General features: G+C 51.7%; 26 protein-coding genes. 25 read left to right on the forward strand and 1 reads right to left on the reverse strand.

Going from position 1 to position 26,391, the window contains the following annotated elements; translation table 11 throughout:
* The first annotated feature begins 49 nt into the window (after positions 1 to 49).
* The 14 genes from coaBC (at position 50) to NUV48_03415 (ending at position 15,005) form a co-directional block, all read left to right on the forward strand.
* On the forward strand, positions 50 to 1,267 hold the full coding sequence (gene coaBC, locus NUV48_03350; protein ID MCR4441174.1) for a bifunctional phosphopantothenoylcysteine decarboxylase/phosphopantothenate--cysteine ligase CoaBC: 1,218 nt from the start codon (positions 50 to 52) through the stop codon (positions 1,265 to 1,267).
* Positions 1,264 to 2,457, forward strand: a complete 1,194-nt coding sequence (metK, locus tag NUV48_03355; protein ID MCR4441175.1) for a methionine adenosyltransferase — start codon at positions 1,264 to 1,266, stop codon at positions 2,455 to 2,457. Before coaBC ends, metK begins: the two co-directional genes overlap by 4 nt.
* Before the next feature lie 80 nt (positions 2,458 to 2,537).
* Positions 2,538 to 4,775, forward strand: a complete 2,238-nt coding sequence (gene priA, locus NUV48_03360) for a primosomal protein N' (GenBank protein MCR4441176.1) — start codon at positions 2,538 to 2,540, stop codon at positions 4,773 to 4,775.
* A 38-nt stretch (positions 4,776 to 4,813) separates the two neighbouring features.
* Positions 4,814 to 5,269 carry a peptide deformylase gene (gene def / locus NUV48_03365; protein MCR4441177.1) on the forward strand — a complete coding sequence of 152 codons (456 nt, stop codon included), beginning with the start codon at positions 4,814 to 4,816 and terminating at the stop codon, positions 5,267 to 5,269.
* Positions 5,270 to 5,279: 10 nt separating this feature from the next.
* Entirely contained in the window at positions 5,280 to 6,230 is a 951-nt protein-coding gene (fmt, locus tag NUV48_03370) for a methionyl-tRNA formyltransferase (GenBank protein ID MCR4441178.1), read from the forward strand.
* A 16-nt stretch (positions 6,231 to 6,246) separates the two neighbouring features.
* Positions 6,247 to 6,999 carry a DUF116 domain-containing protein gene (locus tag NUV48_03375; protein MCR4441179.1) on the forward strand — a complete coding sequence of 251 codons (753 nt, stop codon included), beginning with the start codon at positions 6,247 to 6,249 and terminating at the stop codon, positions 6,997 to 6,999.
* Between the two features lies 1 nt (position 7,000).
* Positions 7,001 to 7,699, forward strand: a complete 699-nt coding sequence (locus NUV48_03380) for a zinc metallopeptidase (protein ID MCR4441180.1) — start codon at positions 7,001 to 7,003, stop codon at positions 7,697 to 7,699.
* Positions 7,700 to 9,046: a 16S rRNA (cytosine(967)-C(5))-methyltransferase RsmB gene (gene rsmB / locus NUV48_03385; protein MCR4441181.1), complete on the forward strand. Its 1,347-nt coding sequence runs from the start codon at positions 7,700 to 7,702 to the stop codon at positions 9,044 to 9,046.
* Positions 9,047 to 9,071: 25 nt separating this feature from the next.
* Entirely contained in the window at positions 9,072 to 10,154 is a 1,083-nt protein-coding gene (rlmN, locus tag NUV48_03390; protein ID MCR4441182.1) for a 23S rRNA (adenine(2503)-C(2))-methyltransferase RlmN, read from the forward strand.
* A complete protein-coding gene (locus NUV48_03395) occupies positions 10,144 to 10,857 on the forward strand; it encodes a Stp1/IreP family PP2C-type Ser/Thr phosphatase (GenBank protein MCR4441183.1) in 714 nt (237 codons plus the stop codon). Before rlmN ends, NUV48_03395 begins: the two co-directional genes overlap by 11 nt.
* Before the next feature lie 50 nt (positions 10,858 to 10,907).
* Entirely contained in the window at positions 10,908 to 12,743 is a 1,836-nt protein-coding gene (pknB, locus tag NUV48_03400) for a Stk1 family PASTA domain-containing Ser/Thr kinase (protein ID MCR4441184.1), read from the forward strand.
* Positions 12,744 to 12,764: 21 nt separating this feature from the next.
* Positions 12,765 to 13,652 (forward strand): ribosome small subunit-dependent GTPase A, encoded by an 888-nt coding sequence (rsgA, locus tag NUV48_03405; GenBank protein ID MCR4441185.1) that lies wholly within the window; start codon positions 12,765 to 12,767, stop codon positions 13,650 to 13,652.
* Between the two features lie 3 nt (positions 13,653 to 13,655).
* Complete coding sequence (gene rpe, locus NUV48_03410; protein MCR4441186.1) at positions 13,656 to 14,312, forward strand: ribulose-phosphate 3-epimerase; 657 nt, start codon at positions 13,656 to 13,658, stop codon at positions 14,310 to 14,312.
* Positions 14,313 to 14,351: 39 nt separating this feature from the next.
* Positions 14,352 to 15,005: a thiamine diphosphokinase gene (locus NUV48_03415; GenBank protein MCR4441187.1), complete on the forward strand. Its 654-nt coding sequence runs from the start codon at positions 14,352 to 14,354 to the stop codon at positions 15,003 to 15,005.
* 50 nt (positions 15,006 to 15,055) lie between these two features.
* On the opposite strand, the gene rpmB is transcribed toward NUV48_03415, so the two are convergent.
* A complete protein-coding gene (gene rpmB, locus NUV48_03420; protein ID MCR4441188.1) occupies positions 15,056 to 15,247 on the reverse strand; it encodes a 50S ribosomal protein L28 in 192 nt (63 codons plus the stop codon).
* A gap of 162 nt (positions 15,248 to 15,409) precedes the next feature.
* On the opposite strand from rpmB, the gene NUV48_03425 reads away from it, so the two are divergent.
* From NUV48_03425 to NUV48_03475, 11 genes are all read left to right on the forward strand, one after another.
* Positions 15,410 to 16,387: a biotin--[acetyl-CoA-carboxylase] ligase gene (locus NUV48_03425; GenBank protein ID MCR4441189.1), complete on the forward strand. Its 978-nt coding sequence runs from the start codon at positions 15,410 to 15,412 to the stop codon at positions 16,385 to 16,387.
* 206 nt (positions 16,388 to 16,593) lie between these two features.
* Positions 16,594 to 17,874, forward strand: a complete 1,281-nt coding sequence (locus NUV48_03430) for an SLC13 family permease (protein ID MCR4441190.1) — start codon at positions 16,594 to 16,596, stop codon at positions 17,872 to 17,874.
* A gap of 220 nt (positions 17,875 to 18,094) precedes the next feature.
* On the forward strand, positions 18,095 to 18,463 hold the full coding sequence (locus NUV48_03435; protein MCR4441191.1) for a DUF3870 domain-containing protein: 369 nt from the start codon (positions 18,095 to 18,097) through the stop codon (positions 18,461 to 18,463).
* A 225-nt stretch (positions 18,464 to 18,688) separates the two neighbouring features.
* A complete protein-coding gene (locus NUV48_03440; GenBank protein MCR4441192.1) occupies positions 18,689 to 20,188 on the forward strand; it encodes an acetyl-CoA hydrolase/transferase family protein in 1,500 nt (499 codons plus the stop codon).
* A gap of 214 nt (positions 20,189 to 20,402) precedes the next feature.
* Positions 20,403 to 22,082 (forward strand): methylmalonyl-CoA mutase family protein, encoded by a 1,680-nt coding sequence (locus NUV48_03445; GenBank protein ID MCR4441193.1) that lies wholly within the window; start codon positions 20,403 to 20,405, stop codon positions 22,080 to 22,082.
* A gap of 35 nt (positions 22,083 to 22,117) precedes the next feature.
* The gene (locus NUV48_03450; GenBank protein MCR4441194.1) at positions 22,118 to 22,525 is read left to right on the forward strand and encodes a cobalamin B12-binding domain-containing protein; all 408 of its coding nucleotides are present in this window, start codon (positions 22,118 to 22,120) and stop codon (positions 22,523 to 22,525) included.
* On the forward strand, positions 22,525 to 23,463 hold the full coding sequence (gene meaB / locus NUV48_03455; protein MCR4441195.1) for a methylmalonyl Co-A mutase-associated GTPase MeaB: 939 nt from the start codon (positions 22,525 to 22,527) through the stop codon (positions 23,461 to 23,463). The genes NUV48_03450 and meaB overlap by 1 nt, the downstream gene beginning before the upstream one ends.
* An 88-nt stretch (positions 23,464 to 23,551) precedes the next feature.
* Entirely contained in the window at positions 23,552 to 23,956 is a 405-nt protein-coding gene (gene mce / locus NUV48_03460; GenBank protein ID MCR4441196.1) for a methylmalonyl-CoA epimerase, read from the forward strand.
* Between the two features lie 36 nt (positions 23,957 to 23,992).
* Complete coding sequence (locus NUV48_03465) at positions 23,993 to 25,543, forward strand: methylmalonyl-CoA carboxyltransferase (protein ID MCR4441197.1); 1,551 nt, start codon at positions 23,993 to 23,995, stop codon at positions 25,541 to 25,543.
* Positions 25,544 to 25,571: 28 nt separating this feature from the next.
* Positions 25,572 to 25,916: an OadG family protein gene (locus NUV48_03470; protein MCR4441198.1), complete on the forward strand. Its 345-nt coding sequence runs from the start codon at positions 25,572 to 25,574 to the stop codon at positions 25,914 to 25,916.
* Positions 25,917 to 25,952: 36 nt separating this feature from the next.
* Positions 25,953 to 26,348 (forward strand): biotin/lipoyl-binding protein, encoded by a 396-nt coding sequence (locus NUV48_03475; GenBank protein MCR4441199.1) that lies wholly within the window; start codon positions 25,953 to 25,955, stop codon positions 26,346 to 26,348.
* The last annotated feature ends 43 nt before the right edge of the window (positions 26,349 to 26,391 follow it).

Consider the following 26,391-nt stretch of genomic DNA (forward strand, 5'->3'; position numbering starts at 1 on the left):
AATGATGGTAGATACAGCGTGGAGCGGCGGCTGGAAAGGGGGAACGGCTTTGTTCAAGGGGAAAAACATTGTTGTCGGCGTAACGGGCAGCATAGCCGCTTATAAAAGCGCGGAACTGGTCAGCTTGCTGAAAAAGAAAGAAGCCCGGGTATATTGCGTGATGACGCAAGCTGCCCGGGAGTTTATTACTCCTCTTACCCTGCGCACTCTTTCGCAAAACCCCGTCTTTACCGGGATGTTCGATGAACCACGGTTGTGGAAGGTGGAACATGTAGGGCTTGCCGACAGCGCGGACCTGGTGATGGTTGTTCCTGCCACCGCAAATATAATCGGCAAGTTGTGTCACGGGATTGCGGACGACCTGCTCACCACCGTAATTATGGCTGCAAAGGCCCCGGTCCTGCTGGCGCCTGCCATGAACGTCAATATGTATATGAACCCAATTGTTATTGAAAATATAAAAAAATTGAAAGAATTTGGCTACCATTTCGTAGAGCCTGAAGAGGGAGAACTGGCCTGCGGCTACCAGGGCAAAGGGCGCCTGGCTGATCTGGAGACAATTCTGGAACGGGCTGAAGAACTCCTGGTGAAAGAAAGGCCGCTTTGCGGGAAGAAGGTACTGGTAACTGCTGGTCCCACCCGCGAACCACTGGATCCGGTCAGGTTTTTAACCAATCACAGTACGGGGAAAATGGGTTACGCCATCGCCAGGCAGGGGCGCCTGCTTGGCGCTGATGTGACCCTGGTCAGCGGGCCTTCCGCACTCAGGCCGTTTTCAGGCGTCAAGTTAATAAAAGTAGAAACGGCCCAGGAAATGAAGGACGCAGTAATCAGCGAGTACGAAAACAGCGACATAATTATAAAAGCCGCTGCTGTCGGCGATTTCAGGCCAAAAACAAGATCCGTTGAAAAAATAAAGAAACAATCAGCCGGTGGGCTCTGCTTGGAATTGGAAAATAACCCGGACATATTAGCAGAACTGGGACAAAGGAAAGGCTCCAGGATCCTGGTCGGGTTTGCTGCAGAAACCACCGGAGTCATAAAAAACGCGGCTGAAAAAATAGCTAAAAAAAACCTGGACTTTATCGTTGCCAACGACATTACCAAGCCTGGCGCCGGCTTTGCTGGGGATACGAACCAGGTAACCCTTATTTTCGCTGATGGCAGGGAGAAAAAACTCCCCCTGATGGAAAAAGACAGCGTGGCCAGGGAAATTCTAGAAGAGGCAACCAGGATTTTAAAAGAAAGGGAGTGTATGTTGAATTGAGCAAAAGACTTTATACATCGGAGTCGGTTACGGAAGGACACCCGGATAAGATAGCGGACCAGATTTCGGACGGCATCCTGGATGCGCTTTTAACGGAAGACCCCATGTCCAGGGTTGCCTGCGAAACGTCGGTAACAACGGGATTGGTGCTTGTTTTCGGAGAAATAACCACAAGCTGTTATGTGGACATTCCCAAAATCGTTAGACAGATTGTAAAGGACATCGGTTATACAAGGGCGAAATACGGTTTCGACGGGGACACATGCGCCGTGCTTACGGCTATCGACGAGCAGTCGCCGGATATTGCCCTTGGTGTGGACAGGTCGCTGGAAGCCAAAACGGGGATAGATGCAGAAGACGAGGAATTTGAAGCTATCGGCGCGGGCGACCAGGGCATGATGTACGGTTATGCGACGAACGAAACGCCAGAATACATGCCTATGACCATCTCCCTGGCCCATAAGATTACCCGGCGGCTGGCCGAGGCGAGAAAAAAAGGAATTATTCCCTACCTCAGGCCGGACGGGAAGTCCCAGGTGACCGTGGAATACGAAAACGGAAAGCCGGTGAGGGTGGATACAATCGTTGTTTCTACGCAGCACAGCCCAAGCGTGGAAACCCAAAACATCAGGGACGATATTATTGAAGAAATTATCATCCCGATTGTTCCTGCCGAAATGATCGACAGGAAAACGCGCTACCTGATAAACCCCACCGGCAGGTTTGTAGTTGGCGGTCCACTCGGCGATGCCGGTCTAACCGGGCGTAAAATCATAGTTGATACTTACGGGGGAATGGCCCGGCACGGCGGAGGGGCTTTCTCCGGCAAGGACCCGACAAAAGTTGACCGTTCCGCCGCGTATGCAGTAAGACACGTGGCCAAAAACATTGTGGCGGCGGGGCTTGCCGAAAAGTGCGAAATACAGGTGGCTTATGCCATTGGAGTGGCCCGTCCTGTCAGCATTATGGTGGATACTTTCGGCACCGGGAAATTTGATGACGAAGAAATAGTAAGGGCCGTACGGGAACTGTTCGACCTGCGGCCGGCGGCGATTATCAAAAACCTCGATCTTCGCAGGCCAATATACAAGCAGGTAGCGGCTTACGGGCATTTCGGACGCACTGACCTTGACCTGCCCTGGGAAAGACTGGACAAAGTGGGAGAATTGAAAAAATACTTTAAACTATAAGGAAACTAACCCTGCCGGGAACATTCAGTTCCCGGTTAATTAATGAGAAAAAACCATTTAATGCTTGCGCGGGGTGAAGGATGTTTGCAGATGTATTAATCCTGCAGCCGAAGAGCGGTCAGGACCAGGTGCTGACATACCATGTGCCGGAACACACGGCCGGAGTTGAGGGCGGCCGCCTGGTCGTCGTGCCCTTAAAGCAGCATAAAAAAAGAGGACTTGTCCTCAGGGTGTTCGACGAGAGACCGGCTGTCAGAGCGAATATTAAACCGGTGGAAAGCGTCCTGGACGAGTGGATGTCTCTAACGAGCACCGGTCTTGAGATAGCCATCTGGCTAAGCGAGTATTATGTGTGTTCACTTAATAAAGCCGTGTCTTTATTCCTTCCGCCGGCCATGAGGCAAAAGGAAAAGGAGATCGAGGTGTTTGTTGCCGGCAGCAGGGAACCGTTCGAACATTTGCTCCTGGGGAAAATGGAGGAGGATATTTTATCGCTTCTCAAAGAAGAGGGCGCGGCAACACGAGAAAGAATAAGCAGGTGTTTCGGTCCGGACGTGAAGCAGTCGCTGGAGTTCCTTTCGAAAAACAGGCTTATTGAACTGCAAAGAAAAATAATACCGCCAAAAACAGAAAAGAAAACCGGAAGAAATGGTCTCCCTGCGGAAAGAATGGACAGCCGCAGACCTGAGGTCTTGAATTGCGAACAGCAGCTTGTTTTCGATAAAATATATTCATCTATAATAAAACGTGAAACAAAAAAGTGGCTGCTGTTTGGGGTTGCCGGAAGCGGCAAGACGGAAATATATCTCAGGGTCATGGAAGAAATCTTAAAGCTTGGGCGGCAGGTTCTTTACCTTGTGCCAGAGATTGCCTTGACACCGCAGGTTGCTTCTCTCCTTCTGGGATCCTTCGGAGAGAAGGTGGCTGTTTTGCACAGCGGCATGTCTGGCGGCGAAAGATTTGACGAGTGGCTGCGGATCAGGAAGGGAGAGGCGAGGATTGTCCTGGGTCCACGCTCGGCTGTATTTTCTCCGTTCACCGACCTGGGATTGATCATTATTGATGAAGAACATGAAAACACCTATAAACAAAACGAACCGGACCCGCGTTATGATGCCAGGAAGGTGGCGCTTGAACTGGCCGATCGCTTCAGGGCACTCCTGGTAATGGGTTCCGCCACGCCCTCCTTGTTGTCATTTAAACTTGCCCTGCAAGGGAACTACGAATTGCTGCGCCTTCAGACGAGGGCAGCGTCCCGCCCCCTGCCGGAAGTAACAATAATTGATATGAAAAAAGATAGAAGAGAAGGAAACGGCGGAATTTTCAGCAGTTATCTTCAAGAGGCTTTGAAAAAGGTTGTTGCCCAGGGGGAGCAGGCTATTTTATTCATGAACAGGAGAGGGTTTCATACATTTCTTTTATGCCGCGAATGCGGGAAAACGATGAACTGCCCGCGCTGCTCGATTTCTTTAACTTACCACCGGTCAGGAAACAGCATATTGTGCCATTACTGCGGGTACAAAAGAGCTGTGCCCGTAAGGTGCCCTTTATGCGGGAGCCATTTCCTGAATTATTACGGTACAGGCACGGAAAGGGTGGCCCAGGAACTGGAAAGGTTTTTGCCGGGTATCAGGTATGCCCGGATGGATGCGGATACGACCAAGACCAAAGGCAGTCATACCAGGATTCTCAAGGAGTTCCAGCAAAAGAAAAGCCAGGTCCTGATCGGCACGCAAATGGTTGCCAAGGGCCTGGACTTTCCAGGCGTTACCCTGGTAGGGATCATCAACGCCGATGCGCTTTTGAACATACCGGATTACCAGGGCGCGGAAAGGGCTTACCAACTCATGGCCCAGGTTGCCGGGAGGGCGGGCCGCGGTAAAATAAAAGGAGAAGTGATCATACAGGCTTACAGCACAGAGAACTACGTGTACCCGGCAGTGGCGCGCCATGACTACGAAGCATTTTTCAAAAAGGAGATTGAAGACCGCCGGGTGTTGAAATACCCGCCGTTTTATCACCTGGTGAGGATACTTGTGAGCGGGACGGAAGAGAAAAAAGTCATGGAAAGGGTAGATTATTTATCAAAAATGCTTAAAATAAAAATAGGTACAAATGTTGAAGTTGATACCGAAATAATCGGACCGGCTCCTGCCCCGCTGTACCTTTTAAAAGGGCGCTGCCGGCATCATCTGCTGTTAAAAGGGAAACGGCTTGAAAGGCTGCAGGAACTGGCAGCCGCAGTTCGCGAAACAACCAAGAAATTGAGTCTGGAACCGCGGGTAATAATTGATGTTGAACCGCAAAACCTGCTTTAATTTTATTCGATGCCGCAGGGTGTAAAAGGAGGGCTCAGATGCCGGTTTACCAGATTATAAAAAAAGGCGACAGCATATTGAGGGAAAAGGCTAAAACCGTGCCCCAGGTCACAGCCAGCATCATTAAACTGCTGGACAACATGAAAGCCACGCTTGAAGCAGCGAACGGCGTTGGGCTGGCTGCGCCGCAAATAGGCGTTTCCAAGAGGGTAATTATCGTGGAGACCGAGGAAGAATACATTGAGCTGATAAATCCGGAAATCGTCATGAGCGAGGGGGAACAAACGGATATTGAGGGGTGCCTCAGCATTCCGGGTATTGTTGGTGAAGTGACCAGGGCTTTCCGGGTCAAGGTTAAAGGACTTGACCGCAGCGGAGAAAACGTGGAACTGGTCAGGGAAGGGCTTTTAGCCAGGGCATTGCAGCATGAGATCGACCACCTTGACGGCATTCTGTTCATTGACAGGGCCCAGAACCTCAGGCCGGTGGAATAGAGTGGTTTTGATGGCTGAAGAAACTAGAATCGTTTTTATGGGCACACCCGGTTTCGCCGTGCCTTCGCTCCAAGCGCTGCATGAAGCGGGTTACAACTTGGCGGGGGTAGTCACCCAGCCGGACCGGCCCAGCGGACGCGGGCAAAAAATAGTCTATTCCCCGGTCAAAGCAGAGGCGATAAAACTGGGGCTGAATGTTTACCAGCCGGCCAAACTGGGAGAGGAATGGTTTCGGGATGAGCTGGCTAGGATTAAGCCAGAAATCATTGTGGTGGCAGCTTTTGGCCGCATCTTGCCGCGTGAGCTGCTCGAACTGCCGGTCCTTGGTTGCATAAATGTTCACGCTTCGCTGCTGCCGGCCTACCGCGGGGCAGCGCCGATCAACTGGGCCATTATCAACGGGGAGCGGGAAACAGGGGTTACGACCATGCTGATGAACGAAGGTCTGGACAGGGGAGACATACTGTTGTCCGAAAAAGTGGTAATAACGCCGGACATGACCAGCGGAGAACTGCATGACCTGCTGGCCCGGGTTGGCGCGCAGCTTCTCGTAAAGACTTTGGCTCTATGGGTAAAGGGCGAGATACGGCCGCAAAAACAAAGAGAAGAAGAAGCCAGCTATGCGCCAATTTTAAAACCGGAGCACGAAAAAATTGACTGGTTCAAACCTGCCGGGCAGGTGCACAATCTGGTGCGGGGGCTGGAGCCGTGGCCCGGAGCCCATACAGGTTACCTGGGCGGTATTTTGAAGATAAGGGAAACGAAGGTTTGGGAAATAAGCGGTAGAGAAGCTCTCCCGGGAACTGTTTTGCATATCGTCAAGGGACAGGGTTTCGTAGTACAAGCAGGAGAAGGCTCCGTACTGGTTACCAGGGTACAGCCTGAAGGTAAAAAGGCGATGACCGCAAGCAGTTTTATCAACGGTTACCGTTTGCGGGAAGGGTTTTTATTCGAAAGCTGACAGCGTGGGGTTTGTTATGCGAAAACGTTTATTTATCGGGCTTCTGGTGATCAGCCTGTTTTTCCTGCTCTTACTTTTTGCAGGCGCCTGGTGGCTGGTTTCATACAGGGGTTTGGTAATCAATAAAATTATACTAACCTTTATTACCGCGGCAGTCGTTTTTCTTCTGTTCATGCTCGTAACCGGACTGGCGGCCATGGTCTGGAGTTTATGGCGGGCCAGGACAATTCCGCTGCTGCATAACATTATGCTCTCCGCGACAAACATGCTCTTTCCCCTGGCGATAGCGATAGGTAAAGGGCTGGGTTTAAGCGAGGACCGCGTCAAAAATTCTTTTATAAATGTATCCAACCACCTGGTCAGAGGGAGGGATTATGCCCGGCCGTTTAAAAACATAATAATCCTGGCTCCCCACTGCCTCCAGTGGGTATACTGTCCCCACAAAATTACCATCGATGTCCACAACTGCCGGGAGTGCGGCAGGTGCCCGGTTTCGACGCTGCTCAAGATTGCCAGGCGCTATGATGTCCAATTGCGGGTGGTGACCGGCGGCACTTTCGCCCGCAAGGTGGTAAGAGATGTTAAACCGGAGGCTATAGTAGCGATTGCCTGCGAGCGGGACCTGACCAGCGGAATCCAGGATATTGCCGGCCTGCCCGTGATAGGGATCGTGAACGAACGTCCTGAAGGGCCTTGCTTTAACACTAAAGTGGATTACGGTAAGGTGGAGGAAGCCATTCAATTTTTTCTCAAAGGAGGTTTAAGGTAAAATGTATTACAACCCGTTTTTTGATCCAAGCATGATCATTGTCATACCTGGGCTGATCCTGGCCATGTACGCCCAGGCCAAGGTCCAATCTACTTTTGCCCGCTACCTGCGGGTGGCTTCGGGCAGCGGAGTTACAGGCGCGGCAGTGGCCCGTTCAATCCTTGATTCCGAAGGGATCAGGCAGGTCGAGGTCGAAATGATCGAGGGAAACTTGACCGACCACTATGACCCGAGAACAAAAACGCTGCGGCTTTCACCGCAGGTCTATAGGGGCACTTCTTTGGCCTCCCTGGGCGTGGCTGCCCATGAAGCGGGGCACGCCATCCAGCATTACGCCGGTTACATCCCGCTCAATATCAGGAACAGCCTGGTGCCGATGGCCAATTTCGGTTCCACGCTGGCTTTTCCGCTGTTTTTCATCGGTTTGTTTTTCAGTTATACGATGGTGAAAATCGGGATATACCTGTTCGCCGCTGTTGTTCTTTTCCAGCTGGTAACCTTGCCGGTCGAGTTCAACGCTTCCCGGCGGGCGCTTGTCGCCCTGCAGGCCGGCGGGTACATCAGTACCTCGGAGGTAAAAGGGACCAAGGCCGTCTTGGATGCGGCGGCCTTGACGTACGTAGCCGCAGCCCTGATGGGCCTTTTGCAGTTGGTGAGGCTCCTGCTGATAGCAGGCATATTCGGGCGCAGGGACGAGTAGATGCCAAGGGAAGCGGCCTACCGCATCCTGACGGAAATAGAAAAGGGGGCTTACGCCAACCTGGCCCTTGACGATTATTTAGACAGGCATGAACTGTCTTCCTCGGACAGGGCGTTTGTTACCGAAATTGTTTACGGTACGGTAAGATACCAGTTGAAGATGGACTGGATAATCGACCAGCTGGTTAAAAAAACGGGCAAACTGGAAACAGGACCCCGCCTTTTGCTGCGCATGTCTTTTTATCAGCTGCTTTTTATGAAAAGGGTACCGCCTTTTGCCGTTACCAGCGAGGCAGTCAGGCTGGCGAAAAAGCTTTTTCATGCCGGGGTGGCAGGGCTGGTCAACGGAGTGCTCCGCAGTTACCTGCGCTGCCCCAAACAGGTGAAATGGCCGGACTGCGCCGCCGATCCGGCCCGGTTCCTGGCGGTGGTCCATTCCCACCCTCTCTGGATGGTGAAACGCTGGATTGCCCGTTACGGCTTTCAGGCCAGCCGGGAGATATGCGAGTTCAACAACAGGCCGGCCGATTTATGGATAAGGACTAATACGCTGAAGATAAGCCCTGAGCGCTTGGCCAGCCGGTTAAAAGAGGAAGGGTGCGTCGTGGAAAAGGGCAGCCGGGTGCCGGAAGCACTGCTTCTAAAGGAAGGTCCAAACATCGGTTCACTGCCCTCGTTCCAGGAGGGCCTGTTTACGGTACAGGACGAGAGTTCCATGCTTGTTTCCCATGTTCTCAGGCCCCAAGCGGGACAGGTCGTTCTCGACACCTGTGCCGGTCCCGGAGGGAAAAGCACTCACCTGGCCCAGTTAATGAAAAACAAGGGGCTGGTAGTGGCCTGCGACGTGCACGAACACAGGCTCAGACTGATCGAGGATAACGCAGCCCGCCTGGGGATCAAGATCATTGAAACGAGACTGCGGGATGCGGCCAGCGCAGGCTGGGAGCCTGACGAAAAATATGACCTGGTTCTGGTAGACGCGCCGTGCTCCGGTTTGGGCGTGTTAAGACGCAGGCCGGATTCACGCTGGCGAAAAAAAGAGGAGGATATTAAGGTTCTTGCCGACCTGCAGGCTCAAATCCTGGACAATGCCGTCCGGCTTGTCCGGCCCGGGGGAAGGATAGTGTACAGCACCTGCACTATTGAACCGGAGGAAAATGCGGGTGTCGTGGAGAGAATAAAGGGAATACACCGGGGAATAAGGAGCGTTGATTTGAACCCTCTCCTCCCGTACAGGCCTTCGGATGAACAAGAAAAAAGGGATAATGCCCTGGGTTTTCGCCAGTACCTGCCGTTTAAAGACGGTATGGAGGGGTTTTTTATTGCCGGGCTGGAAAAAGTTTATTGAGCAAGAATAAGTGGAGAAATTGAGAATGGAAGATTGTTTAAGGCAGGACATCAGGGGACTGTCACTCGATGAGATAAAAGAACTCCTGGCAGGCGCGGGAGAAAAGGAATACCGGGGCGAACAGGTCTTTCGCTGGGTGCAGAAAAAAGCTGTTGCGTGCTGGCAGGAAATGAGCAGCATCGGAGAGAAGACCAGGGCTTGGTTGGCTGAAAAGACTTACCTGCGGCCGCTGGAATTGAAGGAAGAACTGGTGAGCGAGGACGGCACACGCAAGTACTTGTGGAAGTTGGGAGATAATAAAACCATTGAATCCGTATTGTTATACCATGAAGGTGACGTTACAAAGGCCAGGCATACGATCTGCCTGTCAACGCAGGTCGGGTGTCCCATGGGTTGCTCGTTCTGTGCCACGGGGAAAATGGGTTTTTGGCGAAACTTGAGCGCAGGCGAAATAGTTTCGCAGGTCCTTGATACGACAAGGCTCAGGCGGAAGGAAACGCCGGCGTTTAAGGCAGGCAATATTGTTTACATGGGTATGGGCGAACCGCTTTTAAATTTGCCAGCGGTACTGAAAAGTATTAGAATACTAAATGATAAACAAGGGCAAAACATCGGCATCCGCCGCATAACCGTCTCAACCTGCGGGCTGGTACCCCAAATTGATGAGCTGGCCAGGCAAAATATTGACATTGTCCTGGCCGTGTCGCTGCATGCCCCGAATAACGAGCTGAGGAACAGGGTTATGCCGGTCAATAAGAAATACCCCTTGGAAATATTGATCCCTGCCTGCCGCCGTTATATCGAGAAGACCGGGCGACGGATCACCTTCGAATATGCTCTCATTAAGGGTTTTAACGACGACCAGGAACACGGAAGACAGCTGGCCCAACTTTTGCGAGGGCTGAAAGCCAATTTGAATATTATCCCTGTCAACACTGTCCCTGGCGCGAGTTTTTCTAGGCCAAAGCCTGAAAATACCAGGAGATTTGCCGAACTGCTGAGGAAAATGGGACTTGATGCCGTAGTCCGCGAGGAAAAAGGCGTGGACATAGCAGCGGCCTGTGGACAGCTGGCTGGAAGGAGCGAGGTGAGAGGGTTTGCTTTTTGATGCTTTGACCGATGTCGGCCTGATCAGGAAGGAAAATGAAGACAATTACCTGGTTTCTCCCGAAAGGGGTCTGTTTGCGGTTGCCGACGGAATGGGTGGGCATGTCGGCGGCCAGAAGGCCAGCAAGCTGGCTGTTCAAGTCCTGGACGAATTGATCAATAATGAGAGTGAAAAGGAAGCGCCTGCCCTGATGCAGTATGCTGTTAGCCGGGCAAACGAAATGATCCTAAAGTCAGGGGAAAATGAACAGGAATATTATGGAATGGGGACGACAGTTACCGCCGCGCTCTTCAGAGACGGATTAATCCACCTGGCCCATATCGGCGACAGCAGGGCCTACTTGTTCAGGGACAGCAGCCTTTCTCTATTGACTTGCGACCATTCGCTGGTTAATGAATTATTCCAGACCGGGAGCCTGACCTTTGAAGAAATGCAGAACCACCCACAGCGCAACATTCTAACCAGGGCTTTAGGCACGCAGAAAGTGGCCCAGGTCGATATTATGTCCTTACCGGCTCAGGAGAAAGACCTTCTTCTCCTTTGCACGGACGGGCTTTATTGTCACGTCTCCGACAGAGAAATCGAGGATATTTTAAAGCAGGACTGGTCTTTGAAGGAAAAAGTCCGCCGGATGGTGGCCCTGGCCCTGGAAAGAGGCGGCACGGACAATATTACGGTTGTGCTTGTCGCCAATGAAGGGTGATTAAGGATATTTTTGCTATTATATCTTTGCAAGGAAAGAGGTGAGAGCTGGTGATAGGTCGGCTTCTGGGAAACAGGTACGAAGTGCTTGAAAAAGTAGGCGGCGGTGGCATGTCGCTGGTTTACAGGGCTAAAGACGTTTATCTAAACAGGATTGTGGCTATCAAGGTCTTACGGGAACAGCTGACCAGCGACGAAGAATTCGTCGCCCGTTTCAGGAGAGAAGCCCAGGCTGTCGCCAGCCTTTCCCATGGAAACATTGTCAGCATTTACGATGTGGGACAGGATAACGGGGTTTATTACCTGGTTATGGAAATGGTGGAAGGGCGCAACCTCAAGGAAGCGATCCGGGAAAGAGGCCGGCTGCCCCTTAAAGAGGCTGTCGAGATAGCAAGGCAGATCTGCGATGCCCTGGAACACGCCCACAGCAGCAGGATCATTCACCGTGACATCAAGCCGCACAACATAATTCTCATGGAAAACGGCAGGGCAAAGGTCACAGATTTCGGAATCGCCAGGGCGGTCTCCACAGCAACCGTGACTCATACCGGCAGCATTATGGGCTCTGTTCATTACTTTTCACCGGAACAGGCCAGGGGGGAAATAGCTGACGAGAAGTCGGATATTTATTCCCTGGGAGTTGTGCTTTATGAAATGATGACGGGAAGGCTTCCCTTTGAAGGGGATTCACCAATCAGCATTGCCCTGAAAAAGATACACGGCGAACCAGAACCGCCGCGCAAGCTTAATCCGGAAATCGGAGAAGCCATGGAAAGAGTTATCCTGCGGGCAATGGCGAGTGAGCCTTTCCAGCGCTACCGGTCCGTAAACGAACTGAGGCAGGATCTGGTTTCGGCGCTCCTTTACAATAAAACAAGGGACGGGACAAAGGAGGAAGAAATGCCGGAAGACACGGTCACCATCCCCAAACTCGTCCGGAAAAAACAAAGGAGGGACGACCTGGCTGTTCCATTCAAAATATGGACGTGGGTTATGATTTCCCTGATGGTGATTGGTTTCATCCTGGGAATGTACCTTTCCGCAGCGGTGATGGCCCGTGGAGAGGTTGGGGTTCCTGATGTTGTGGAAATGAACATAACGGAAGCGGGCCAGGTTCTCAGCAAGGCCAATCTCAACCTTGTTCTGGTCAGGAGGGAGAATCACCCCCGTATACCCAAAGACCTGATCATCTCGCAGGTCCCAAAAGCCGAGCAGGTTGTTAAAAGGAACAGCAAGGTGGAAGTCGTTGTCAGCGACGGCCCCACCATGGTAAAAGTGCCCAATGTCCTTACCAGTTCGCTGCTTACTGCCGAGGTCACCCTGAACAACGAGGGACTGGAAGTTGGTGAAATTACCAGGGTCTATCACGAGCAGATACCTTCCAGCCAGGTTGTTAATCAGGAACCTGCTGCCGGCAAGGAAGTGGTGCAGGGGACGGCGGTTAACCTTATTGTCAGTAAAGGTGCGGAGCCTATCTGGGTAAAAATGCCGGCGCTGACCGGTTTGACTTTAAGCCAGGCCAAGTCGATTTTGCAGAATTATAACCTCATTATTGGAGTCGTCCAGCCAGAGACTAGTTATAAGTACGCCAAGGACGTTGTAATTCGTCAGGACCCGGGAGTGGACAGCGAAATCCTGCAGGGTTCCGTGGTAAACCTTGTCGTGAGCGCCGGGCCAGGCCCGGCGGGCGGGCAGTATTCGGTCAGCGTTACCCTGCCGCAAAGCGGAAGAGTGAAAATTGTGGTTGACGATGAAAAAAGCAGGCAGGTAGTTTACGAAAAATACCATTACAGCGGTGAAACGGTAAAGGAACTGGTAAACTATCAGGGTAAATGTTTTATAGAGGTTTATGTGGATAATAAACTGGTTGAGAGAAAAGAAGTGTGATCAAAAGAAGGGGAGAAAAGTTTGGGGTTGGAAGGGATAATAATCAAAGGGTACGGCGGCTTTTATTATGTCTGGGACGGGAACGATACATGGGAATGCTTGTTGCGCGGCAAGCACCGTCTCAAAAAACAATCCTTCCTGCCCGGAGACAGGGTAACCTATTCAGTCATCGATCCGCAACAGAAAAAAGCGGTAATCGAAAAAGCGTTACCACGTCGGAACGAACTTACCAGGCCTGCGGTGGCCAATGTGGAAGCAGCTGTCCTGGTGGCCTCATTCAAGGACCCTGAGCCTGACTTCTGGCTCCTGGACAGGCTGTTGATACTTGCCCAGGCCAGCTCCATCAATCCAGTGATTTGTTTTAACAAGGCAGACCTGGTAACGCCTGCCCACTGTAAGGAGATAAAAGAAAGGTATAAAAAAGCGGGTTTCCCGGTTCTAATCACCAGCAACAGGCATGGTTGGGGAATCGAGGAACTGGGAAAGGCCTTGGCCGGCAAGGTTTCAGTGTTAGCTGGCCCGTCAGGTGTAGGAAAGTCGAGCCTCTTGAACTCGCTTAATCCAGGACTGCGGCTGAAGACGGGAGAAATAAGCCTGAAGCTTGGTCGCGGCAAGCACACCACAAGGCATGTTGAGCTTATACCGGTTCCGGGCAGCGGTTTCGTTGCGGACACTCCAGGCTTCAGCCAGGTGCAGCTTCCCCAAAGCATGAAGAGAGAAGAACTGGTCGAGTATTACCCGGACTTTTTAGAATACAGGCCGCTGTGCAGGTTTAATACTTGCTGTCACTTGGAAGAACCGCAGTGTGCGGTGAAAGAGGCTGCGGAAAAAGGCCTGATCGATAAAAAACGCTACGAGCGATACAGGGTTTTCTTGGAAGAGGTTATCTCCGGAGAGAGGAGGCATTAGAGGATGGTTTTGCTGGCAACTTCCATTTTGTCTGCCGACTTCAGCCGGCTGGGCGAAGCTGTTGCTTATGTGGAAAAGGCTGGAGCCCACTGGCTTCACATTGATGTGATGGACGGGCATTTTGTCCCCAACCTGACAATTGGGCCGCTGGTCGTTAAGGCGCTAAGGCCGAAAAGCCAGCTGTTGTTCGACGTTCACCTGATGATTGATAATCCCGAAATGTACCTGCGGGAATTCAGGGCGGCGGGAGCGGATCTGATTACTGTCCATGCGGAAACATGCCGTCACTTGCACCGCGTGATTCAGATGATCAAAGAGACAGGGGCCAAGGCGGGGGTGGCGCTCAACCCGCATACACCTCTCGACGCAGTTGAGTACGTGCTGGAAGATCTTGACCTGGTCCTGTTGATGACTGTTAATCCGGGTTTCGGCGGGCAACGGTTTATTCCCGGGGCGCTTCCCAAAATAAGCGCGCTGCACGTCATGGCCAAAGAAAGAAATCCGGAACTGTATATCCAGGTTGACGGCGGCATAAATAAGGACACTGCCCCGATGGCGGTGGAAGCAGGGGCGAATGTGCTGGTTGCAGGGTCGGCGGTGTTTAACCATCCTAACCCAGCGCAGGCTGTTGCCCAGCTGCTGGAATCTTACCAGACATGAGTATTGCCGTGACAGCCGGCCTAAATTGCGGAGGTATCCATGAAAAATAAAAAATGCCTGATTATTTCGGGAGGATGTTTGGAAACGGGACCGTTTTACCAGGCTCTGGCCCAAGAGGCCCACTGCGTTATCTGCGCTGACGGCGGGGCCAGGCACGCTGCGGCTCTCGGAATTGTGCCTGCGCTTGCGGTCGGGGACTTCGATACGCTGACCGAAAAGGAACTTGCCGAACTGGCAGCGCTGGGAACAAAAATCATCCGTTGCCCAAGGGAAAAAGATTATACCGATACACAAATGGCCCTCGAAAAGGCGCTGGAAATGGGCTTTCAAGAGATTGACATTGTCGCCGCTCTTGGTGGAAGGCTCGATCACGCGCTGGCCAATGTCATGCTTTTAGCGCTGCCAAAGGCCGAAGAAGCAAGGATAAGGCTGCTGGACGAGGACCAGGAGGTCTTCTTAATAAGAAGAAAAACGGTTTTGCGCGGAAAGCTTGGCGAAACAATCTCGTTGTTGCCGTTAAGCGAAGAGGTGTCTGGTATTAGAACGCGGGGACTTTATTACCAGGTTGATAACGGCAGGTTTGTCATGGGGATTCCGGTTGGAGTAAGCAATGTATTCAGTGAAGAAACCGCCGAGATAGAGATTGAAAAGGGCTTGCTGCTGGCCATCCGGGTGAGGAATAAACAAGGATAAAAAAAGAACCTCCCTTATCTGAGGTCCTTTTCGCGGCTTGAATCATTTTGCTATACGACCCTCTGAACTTTGCCCGAACGCAGGCAGCGCGTACAGACAAGCAATTTTTTAGGAGTGCCGTTGACCATCGTTCTAACCGTCTGCAGGTTCGGCGACCAGGTTTTCTTTGTCCGGATATGGGAGTGGCTTACCTTCATACCGGTCCCTTTACCTTTACCACATATACCACATTTATAGGACATGGATTACACCTCCTTAAGGCCGGTACAGGCCAGTAAGTAACAAAAAGCTCACTTGTATATAATATCAAAAACAACTGGCACACGCAAGAACAAATAATTCCCGAAACGACTTTACACTAACCCGCAATTGGAAAACGGTTTACTAAAAGGAGGTGTCTTTCTATGAAGCAGGAAATCCTGCGCATGCTGATCGAAAAACGGGGAAATTACCTTTCGGGAGAAGAAATCAGCAGGCTGCTCGGAGTGAGCAGGGTCGCAGTGTGGAAACAGGTCAATGCCCTGCGGCAAGAAGGCTATAACATAGAATCTTCCCCCAAACAGGGCTACCGGATAGTGGAGCTGCCCGATATCCTGTCAAAAGAGGAAATAACGATTGGCTTGGCCGGGCAGGACTTTATAAAAGAGGCAGCCGTGTTTGAGCAGGTTTCTTCGACAAATGACCTGGCAAAAGCAATGGCGGCGCAAGGTTCACCCGAAGGAACGCTGGTTGTGGCGGATAAGCAAACAAAAGGCAAGGGGAGGATGGGGCGTTCCTGGGAATCTCCATCCGGTAAAGGACTTTATTTTAGCCTTGTTCTGAAACCTAAAATAAAACCTGTCCACGCCCCCCAACTGACACTTGTGGCCGCAGTCGCAGTGTGCCGGGCCATACGCGGTTTGACAAAACTCCCCGTGACTATCAAGTGGCCCAACGATATTCTGCTGGAGGATAAAAAGGTTTGCGGAATCCTTACGGAAATGAGTTCGGAGATCGACCAGATCAATTATATTGTGCTGGGAATCGGGGTCAATGTGAACCAGGGAAAAGACGATTTTCCAGAAAATTTAAGGGATAAAGCCATTTCTCTGGCCGCAGCGGCGGGCTGTTTGTTTCGCCGGGTCGCTTTGTTGCTGGAAATTGTGAAGGAACTGCGCACGGTTTACCGGCTTTATCAAAGAGAGGGGTTTGCCGTTATTGTGGAAAGCTGGATAAAAATGAACTCCACCCTGGGCAGGGAGGTTTTCGTCTCTTCGCACGGGGAACAATACTGCGGGACTGCCGAAGGCATAGACGAACAAGGACGGCTCCTGGTGAGAAAAGGCGATGGAACCCTGGAAACCCTTGTTGCGGGCGACATTTCGTTGAGAGGCACACATTGACTTAGCGAACTAAATAAATTATGATCGCCAGCAGGATTTTAAAATTGTTTAGAGAATAATTAATCTGAACTAAATATCCCCCTGCGAGATATTTGTTAATCTAACAGGAAGGGTGGTGGGTTAACAAGCTAAACAGATTTAATCAAACCGGTTAAAGAGAAAAGAAGAAAAGAGAAAAGAAGAAAAAATGGAGGGTGAATTAAAAAATGACACCAGCAACTATTACCTTGTTAATCTTGTTGGGTGCCGCGATTTTGTTTATTACCGAGGTGATTCCTCTAGCCGTTACCGCTATGTCAGTCGCCGTCGTCCTCTTCTTGTCGGGAGTGCTGGATGCAAAAGCGGCGTTCAGCGGTTTGATGGACAACAACGTTATTTTGTTTGCCGGCATGTTCGTGGTAGGAGCGGCGCTTTTCGAAACGGGAGTAGCCGCCAAAATCGGCGATGGAGTTGTAAGAATAGCCGGGAAAAGCGAAAAAAAGCTGCTGGTAGCTGTTATGGCCGTTGGAGCTCTTCTCTCCTCAGTGTTATCGAATACAGGGACAACGGCTGTTTTGATGCCTGTGACCATTGCTATCGCGGGTGCGGCCGGTTACAACCGTTCTAAGCTTTTAATGCCTCTAGCCTTTGCGGCTGGGCTCGGAGGGGTTATCACCTTAATCGGCACGCCGCCCAACCTGCTGGTGAAAAGCGCGCTTGAAGCGGCCAAGCTGGGTACATTCGGTTTCTTTGAATACGCCTGGATAGGGATACCTTTAACAATTGCGGGCATTGTTTACATGGTTACTCTGGGCATAAAACTTATCCCTGACAGGGCAATGGACATGGAAGCCGTTGACGCGGCCGTGAAAGCGGAGGTGGGGACCGCCAAAGAAGTGAGCTCCACCAAACAGACGATCTCTATTGCCGTCCTGCTGGCTGCGGTTTTGGGCATGATCTTTGAAAAACAAATCGGGGTCCCTCTCCACGTGACCGCAGTTATCGGCGCGCTGGTAATCGTAATCACCGGCGTGATGACCGACAAGCAGGCATACAGGGCCATCGACTGGACCACGATCTTCCTGTTTGCGGGCATGCTTCCCCTGGCCTCGGCGCTGGATAAGACGGGGGCCGGCAAACTGATCGCCAATGTCGTAATAGGCTTTATCGGTAAGGACGCCAGTCCGTACCTTATAACGGCTGCGCTGTTCTTCGTTGCCGTCGCTCTCACCCAGTTCATGTCCAATACTGCCAGCACAGCGCTCTTGGCGCCGATAGGCATAGCTATCGCCAAGGGACTGGGTGCTGATCCACGGGCGGTGTTGATGGCCATAGCCGTTGCTGCCTCCTGTGCTTTTGCTACTCCGGTCGGCACGCCTCCCAACACACTTGTGCTGGGGCCCGGCGGGTACCGGTTTATGGACTACGTGAAGGCTGGAACGCCTTTAGTGGTGCTGGCCTGGATAGTGTCAGTCATTATAATTCCTATTGTTTGGCCGTTCTTCTAAAATTATAGAAGTATATTAAGAGTTATCCAGAAGAGGGCGCCGTCGTTTATTCGGCGGCGCCCTTGATGACATTCCTTATAGTATTTAGATTTTTACAAAGAAGGTATCCATTGCAAATCTTATTAAATTTCTATTTTAGATTGCTCTTTTTTTCACGGTATTATATAATTATTTTAGATATGAATGCCCAAATAGCTTGTGAGGTGGAGGTGGTGGGGGATTGACAGGACCGGAAATTGCGGACAGAATAGGGACTGATACTATTTTTATAACCGGTTACGCCAAACTGCCATCATCCATTACGGCGGCAAAACTCTATGAGGTCATTGCAGTAGGGGTAGAGATTGATCCAAATACCGGTATTATAGTAGAATGCGATTGTACGTTGGCTACCACGGTAGGAAGAAACTTTTTGAAAAAGCTGGTGCTTGGATACAACCTCAGTTATGGAATAGACGATTTGCTGAACAGGTTTGAAGTAAGGTACCACGGCAGTGCCCGCAAGGCCATTATCACCGCTTTGAAAATCATGTACGAGAAGTGGCTCGCCTACTTGCAGATGGTCAAGGACGGCGAGATAACCCAATAACCAAATAAATGTGGGGTTGATAAGGGCGGGATGAACGCGCGGGTTGGCGTATCCTCCCCGTAAAGACCGATGAAGTGCTTATGACGGTGAACCGCACCGGACAAGTAAGCAAAACTAGTTGGTTACCCTGTGGGGTAGTATTCACCTTAAAACAGGAGCGACCGGCTAGTTTTTTATTTATCCAAATAAATAAAATAAATAAAAAGAATAAATGGAGGGTTAAAAATGTACGAGGAGAGAATCAGGTGCAAGAAACTCCTGGAAAAGGTGGTCTCCGCAGACGAAGCCGCCATGCTGATCAAGGACGGAATGAGGGTCGGCACAAGCGGGTTTACGCCCTGCGGTTACCCGAAGGCTGTTCCTCTTGCCCTGGCCAGGCAGGCAAGAGAAGGGCGCAAGGTAAAAATCGACCTCTTGACGGGCGCGTCGGTTGGAGTCGAGCTGGACGGGGAGCTGACCGAGGCGGGCGTAATCGCCAGAAGGGTACCCTATCAGACGAACGAGGCCATTCAAAAGGCGATTAATGACGGCCGGATTAACTACATAGACCAGCACCTGAGTCACAGCCCGCAGCAGGTCCGTTACGGGTTTCACGGTAAACTGGACGCGGCGATAATCGAGGCGGTGGCGATTACGGAAGAAGGGCACATTGTCCCGTCAACCTCGATGGGCAATTCTCCGACTTTTGTTCAGGAAGCTGGGTTTGTCATTGTCGAAATAAACACCAGCCAGCCCCTGCAATTGGAGGGCATGCACGACGTTTACATTCCCCAAGACCCGCCCAACCGCCGGCCCATACCTATCGTCAATCCCGGGGACAGGATCGGGACGCCCTATATCCACTGCGGTCCTGAAAAGATCAAGGCGATAGTGGTCACCGATATCACCGATAAGGTAAGGCCCCTGGCCCCTCTTGACGATGAAAGCCGGGCGATGGCGCGCAACCTGATAGACTTTTTCAAGAAAGAAGTAAAAATGGGCAGGCTGCCGAAAAACTTGCTGCCCCTGCAGTCCGGCGTCGGCAACGTGGCTAATGCCGTTTTGGCGGGCTTGCTGGAGTCGGATTTTGAAAACCTGGTCTTTTACTCTGAGGTTATCCAGGATGCGGCACTCGATATGATCGACGCCGGCAAATTCGCGGTCGTTTCAGGCACGTCGCTGACGCCCTCCGAAGAAGGGCTGGTGAGGTTTAAGGAGAAGATAGAATTTTACCGGAAGAAAATAATCCTAAGGCCGCAGGAGATAAGCAACAACCCGGAAATTGCACGCCGGCTGGGCGTAATAAGCATGAACACCGCCATCGAGGTGGACATATACGGGCACGCCAACTCCACCCACCTGATGGGTACCAGGATGATGAACGGGATAGGAGGCTCCGGCGACTTCACCAGGAATGCCTATCTTTCCGTGTTCCTGACAGCCTCAACGGCGAAAAAAGGCAACATCTCTTGTGTTGTTCCGATGTGTTCCCATATCGATCATACCGAGCACGACATCTGTGTAATCGTGACCGAACAGGGAGTGGCAGACCTGAGGAACAAATCGCCCAAGGAAAGAGCCTTGGAGATTATCAACAACTGCGCGCATCCAGACTACAAGCCGCTTTTGAGGGAATATTTCGAAGAGGCGTGCAGGGTTACCAAGAATGCCCACACACCACACCTGATCGGCCGCTGCCATGAGTTTCACGAACGCTTTCTGAAAACAGGCTCCATGAAAAAGTAGAGAATATTAAGTTAAGACATCTTTGCTGCCCAGTTACATTAAAAGAACAAAAAGCAAATAGTTATAAAATATATATCTTGATAACATATTATTAAAAAAATAAAATGTAACTGGGCAGCAGTAATATTAGAGGAACCGGACAGCCGGTCTTCTCGGCAAAATCCGGGACCTCTTTGCGTAAAAGAGATATAATATATGGAAGGAGCGCAAGAAAATGTTTGACAGAGAGAAAATCAAAAAGACCGCAGCCGCCAAAGAGACATGGGAAAAGGGCATGGTTGCAAAAGCACTTTCCAGGAGCAAGGAACGGTTTGAGGAATTTGTCAACACTTCCGGGATAAAAGTTGACAGGCTTTACACGCCAGTTGATCTTGCCGATTTTGACTACGAAAGCTCGCTGGGTTTCCCCGGAGAGTTCCCTTTTACCAGGGGAGTGCAGCCAACCATGTACCGCGGCCGGTTTTGGACTATGCGGCAGTACGCCGGGTTTGCCACGGCCGAGGAATCGAACAAGCGTTACAAGTACTTGCTGGAACAAGGCCAGACCGGGCTTTCGGTGGCCTTTGACCTGCCCACCCAGATAGGCTACGACTCGGACGACGAAATAGCCCAGGGTGAAATAGGCAAGGTCGGCGTGGCAATCGACTCCCTGGCCGACATGGAAATCCTGTTCAACGGGATTCCCCTTGATAAGGTGAGCACGTCCATGACCATCAACGCACCAGCCTCCATCCTGCTGGCCATGTACATCGCCGTGGCGGAAAAACAGGGGGTCACTGCAGATAAGTTAAACGGCACCATCCAAAATGACATACTCAAGGAGTATGCCGCAAGAGGCACATACATTTTCCCGCCAGAACCCTCCATGCGGTTGATCACGAATATCTTCGAATTTTGTTCTCAAAACGTGCCCAACTGGAATACAATCTCCATCTCCGGTTATCACATTCGTGAAGCGGGTTCCACAGCCGCGCAGGAAATAGCGTTTACCCTTGCCGACGGCATCGCTTACGTGGAAGCCGCCATCAAAGCGGGCATGAACGTGGACGATTTTGCAGGACGCTTATCATTCTTCTTCAATTCGTACAATGACCTTTTTGAAGAGGTGGCCAAGTTCCGGGCGGCCCGAAGATTGTGGGCCAAAATCATGAAAGAAAGGTTTAAAGCCAAGGACCCGCGTTCCATGATGCTTCGCTTCCACACCCAGACCGGCGGTTCAACCCTGACCGCACAGCAGCCCGATAACAATATTATCCGTGTTACTATCCAAACGCTGGCTGCCGTGCTGGGAGGGACTCAATCGCTTCACACCAACTCCAAGGACGAAGCTCTATGCCTGCCCACCGAGGACTCCGTCCGTATTGCCCTGCGCACGCAGCAGATTGTGGCTTATGAATCAGGCGTTTGTGACACCGTGGACCCGCTGGCTGGTTCGTACTACGTGGAAAGCCTTACTAACGCGCTCGAAAAAAAAGCCATGGATTACATTGAAAAAATAGATTCCCTGGGCGGAGCCGTCAAGGCCATAGAACAGGGTTACATCCAAAAAGAGATTGCCGACAGTTCGTACGCTTACCAGAAGGAGATCGAGTCAGGAAAACGTGTTGTTGTCGGTCTCAACAAGTTCCAGATCAAAGAGAAGCCGGTTGAAGATCTGTTGAGGGTGGACCCCATTGTCGGCGAGACTCAAATTAAGAAGTTAAAGGCCATGAAAGCATCACGGGACAACGTGGCCGTGAAGTCGAAATTGGAAGCCCTGTGCCAGGCCGCCCAAGGCGACGGCAACCTCATGCCCTATATACTTGATGCGGTCCGCGTGTACGCAACAGAAGGCGAAATCTGCAATGTGCTGAGAGAAGTGTTCGGCGAGTATAGGCCGGTTGAAATCCTGTAGCTAGAGATAATAAAAAGTAGATGGGGGTTAGTGAAATGACTGAGAAACGGATAAGAGTTCTGGTAGCAAAACCTGGTTTGGACGGCCACGACCGAGGCGCCAAAGTCATTGCGAGGGCTCTTCGCGATGCGGGTATGGAGGTTATTTATTCGGGACTTCGCCAAACCCCGGAACAAATCGCAGCCGCCGCCGTGCAGGAAGATGTCGATGTGGTCGCTATGAGTTTGCTTTCCGGAGCCCATAACCATCTTTTCCCGAAGGTGGTCCAGCTTCTAAAGGAGAAAGGCATGGACGATGTTCTGGTTGTTGGCGGGGGGGTAATACCGGACAGCGATATTCCGTTCCTGAAGGAAAAAGGAGTTTCCGAGATTTTTACCCCTGGAACACCAACCTCGACAGTGATAGAATTTATAAAAAACAATGTTAAAAAAGCGGTGCTATGATGGAAATTGTAGATAAAGCCCGGCAGGGTGACCGCCGGGCAATCGCACGGCTGATCAGCCTGTCCGAAAACGAAGAACCCGGGGCCGGAGAAGCGCTTAAAATGATGTATCCTTATACCGGGAACGCCCATATTGTCGGCATTACAGGCCCGCCAGGTTCAGGGAAAAGCACGCTCACCGATAAGCTGGTGAAAGAACTAAGAAAGAGGCAAAAAACGGTTGGGATCCTGGCAGTAGATCCTACAAGCCCTTTTACCGGTGGGGCGATACTTGGCGACCGGGTACGCATGTCCGATCTTAACCTTGACCCCGGCGTGTATATCCGCAGCATGGGAACAAGAGGCCGGCTCGGCGGCCTGGCCAAAGCGACGCATTTCGCTGTCAAGATCTTGGACGCCTGCGGCTTTGATTATATTTTTATTGAAACCGTGGGTGTGGGGCAGTCTGAAGTGGATATCGTCAAAACCGCGGATACCACAATAGTCGTGACGGTTCCAGGGTTAGGCGACGACATCCAGGCAATTAAAGCGGGTATCCTGGAAATAGGCGACATCTTTGTTGTGAACAAGGCTGACCGCGACGGCGCCAACAGGGTGGTCATCGAACTGGAAATGATGCTTGAATTGAACCCCAACAAGCCGGAATGGGACTTTCCGATCATCATGACAGTTGCCCCGCAGAATAAAGGGGTTATGGAAACTGTTGACAGCATCATTAAACACTATAATTATTTGAATGAATCCGGGGAACTTCTCAGGAGGCGCCGGGAAAGAATGAGAACGGAGATTTTCGACTTGGTTACGCAGCAATTGACCATGCACCTTACGCAGAAACTGGCCCGGGAAGGAAGGTTCGAAAAGGAGCTGGACAGGGTTCTCAACAAGATAAACGACCCGTATACCCTGGTAAAAAGCATCCTTGAGGAGACTCTCAGGTAAACACAAAGAAGTCCTAAATGTATTGTTGTATTGTTGTATACAGTAACGTATAATAATTCCAATATTATAATCTAGGGGGGGTAGAACGATGAAAATTTTAAAGGTGGACCATGTCGGCATAGCCGTAAATAACCTGGACGAGGCGTTGAAGTTTTACACGGAAATCCTGGGAATCAAGTGCGTCGGGACCGAAGTCGTCGAGGACCAAAAAGTGAGAGTGGCCTTCTTGCCTTGCGGCGACAGCGAACTGGAACTCTTGGAATCGACGACGCCGGACGGGCCGGTGGCCAAGTTCATAGAAAAGAACGGCGAGGGTATCCAGCATATTGCCCTGAAGGTTGAAAACATTGAAGAAGCGCTGGCTTATCTCAAAGAAAAAGGTGTACGCCTTATTGACGAAAAACCACGCTACGGGGCGGGCGGTGCCAGGATCGCCTTCCTGCACCCCAAGGCTACCAGGGGTGTCTTGCTGGAAATATCAGAGAGGAAATAAAATGAAATAAATGCAGAAAAGAGGGATTCTCGAAAAATGAGTACAAGCGCAAGAATTGACGAACTAAGGGAGCGGAGCAGGAAAGCAGAAAAAGGAGGCGGAGAAAAAGCCATCGAAAAGCAGCACAAGAGCGGCAAACTTACGGCCCGGGAAAGGATAGAAAGGCTGCTGGATGCGGGGTCCTTCACGGAGCTGGACAAATTTGTGGCTCACCGCTGCGTGAACTTCGACATGGCGGGGAAAGAAGCGCCGGGAGACGGCGTGATCACCGGCTACGGGACCATAGACGGCCGGCTGGTATACATCTTTGCGCAGGATTTCACCGTGCTGGGCGGTTCGCTGGGCGAAATGCACGCCAAAAAGATCTGCAAGGTCCTTGATTTGGCTGTGAAAATGGGCGCGCCGGTAATCGGGCTAAACGATTCCGGCGGGGCCAGGATCCAGGAAGCGGTTGACGCGCTGGCCGGATACGGGCAGATCTTTTACCGCAACACCCTGGCATCGGGGGTGATTCCCCAGCTGTCGGTAATAATGGGCCCGTGCGCCGGGGGCGCGGTGTATTCGCCAGCCCTCATGGACTACGTGTTCATGGTAAAAAACACCTCGCGGATGTTCATCACCGGGCCGCAGGTGATAAAAGCCGTAACCGGCGAAGAAGTGACCGACGAGCAGCTGGGCGGCGCCATGACCCACAACCGGATCAGCGGGGTGGCGCATTTCGCCGCTGAAGACGAAGAGGACTGCTTCAACCAGATCAGGACCCTGCTGAGCTACCTGCCCTCCAATAACCTGGAAGAACCCCCGTATGTAGAGACGGGAGACGACCCGGAGCGCATGGACGAAACCTTGAACGAAATAATTCCCGACAATCCCAACGCTGGTTATGACATGGCAGCGGTGATCCAGAAGGTTGTAGACAACGGCGAGTTTTTCCAGACCATGCCCTATTACGCGCCGAACATCCTGACCGGATACGCCAGGGTAAACGGGCGGGTCATCGGCATAATCGCCAACCAGCCCAGGCACCTGGCGGGCTGCCTGGACATCAACGCCTCCGACAAGGCGGCGCGGCATATCCGTTTCTGCGACGCTTTCAACATCCCGGTGGTGAACTTCGTGGACGTGCCCGGCTATCTTCCCGGGACGAATCAAGAATACGGCGGGATTATCCGGCACGGCGCCAAACTGCTTTATGCCTATTCCGAAGCGACCGTACCCAAGATTACCATCGTGACAAGAAAAGCCTACGGCGGGTCTTACTTGGCCATGTGTTCACAAGACCTGGGTGCCGATCAGGTTTTTGCCTGGCCCACTGCCGAAATAGCCGTGATGGGAGCTGAAGGCGCAGCAAACATCATTTTCCGCAAAGAAATCGAAGGGGCGGAAAACCCGGCTGCAAAACGAGAAGAATTGATTGCCGATTACCGGGAGAGGTTTGCCACACCGTATGTGGCAGCGGAAAGAGGTTTTGTGGACATAGTCATCGAACCGAAAGAGACACGTCCCCGCCTGGCCAATGCCCTGGAAATGCTGGCGACCAAGCGCGAAACCAGGCCGGCCAAAAAACACGGGAACATACCCCTGTAAAGGAGACACCTGAAAGGAGGGACGAAAAGTGTTCGGTTTCGGTTTAACAGTTGCGGGCATCGGCATAGGTATAGTGTTTTTAGAGCTGATGATCCTGGTGCTGGTGATATTCCTGATCAGCACCGCTTCCAAAAGGATAGAAGGCAAAAAGAGCAGCGCCGCTGCCGTTACCGTGAAGCAAGAAGAAGACCATAAAGTGCAGGAAGAGCAGGCCCAAAGCGAGGACGAAGTCATGGCGGTCATCGCGGCGGCTGTTGCCGCTTGTTTCCAGGGCCAAACAACCATCCGCTCCATAACCCGCATAACAGGAACGAGCGCTCCTGCCTGGAGCCATGCCGGGCGGCAGGAAACAATGGCCTTAAGACAGCTGTGAACAAAAAAACAAACGTGAAAAGGAGAGAAAACTGACATGAGAAAATTTCAAATAACCGTTAACGGTAAAGTATACGAAGTAGAAGTGGAAGAAGTGGGCGGTACAGCCGCTGCGCCGCGCGCCGCTGCGCCCGCTCCGAGGCCTGCCGCCCCGGCGCCGGCACAGGCCGCGACACCGGCACCCGCTCCAAAACCGGCTGCCGCTCCCGCCCCGGCTGGCGCCGAAGTGGTCACCGCGCCGATGCCCGGGAAAATCCTGTCCATAAAAGTGAAGGCGGGGCAGGCCGTGAACGCCGGCGACCTGATCCTGACCCTGGAAGCGATGAAAATGGAAAACGAAATATTCTGCGGGTCAGCCGGGACGGTGAAAGAAATCAGGGTAACAGAGGGTGCTGCCGTTAACCCCGGCGATGTCCTCGTGGTGATCGGCTGATATAAAGAGGACAAGCGTAATAACTCGAGAGGGGTTGAAAAAC

This window comes from Peptococcaceae bacterium, assembly GCA_024655825.1.
In the GTDB taxonomy this organism is placed as follows: domain Bacteria; phylum Bacillota; class Peptococcia; order DRI-13; family PHAD01; genus JANLFJ01.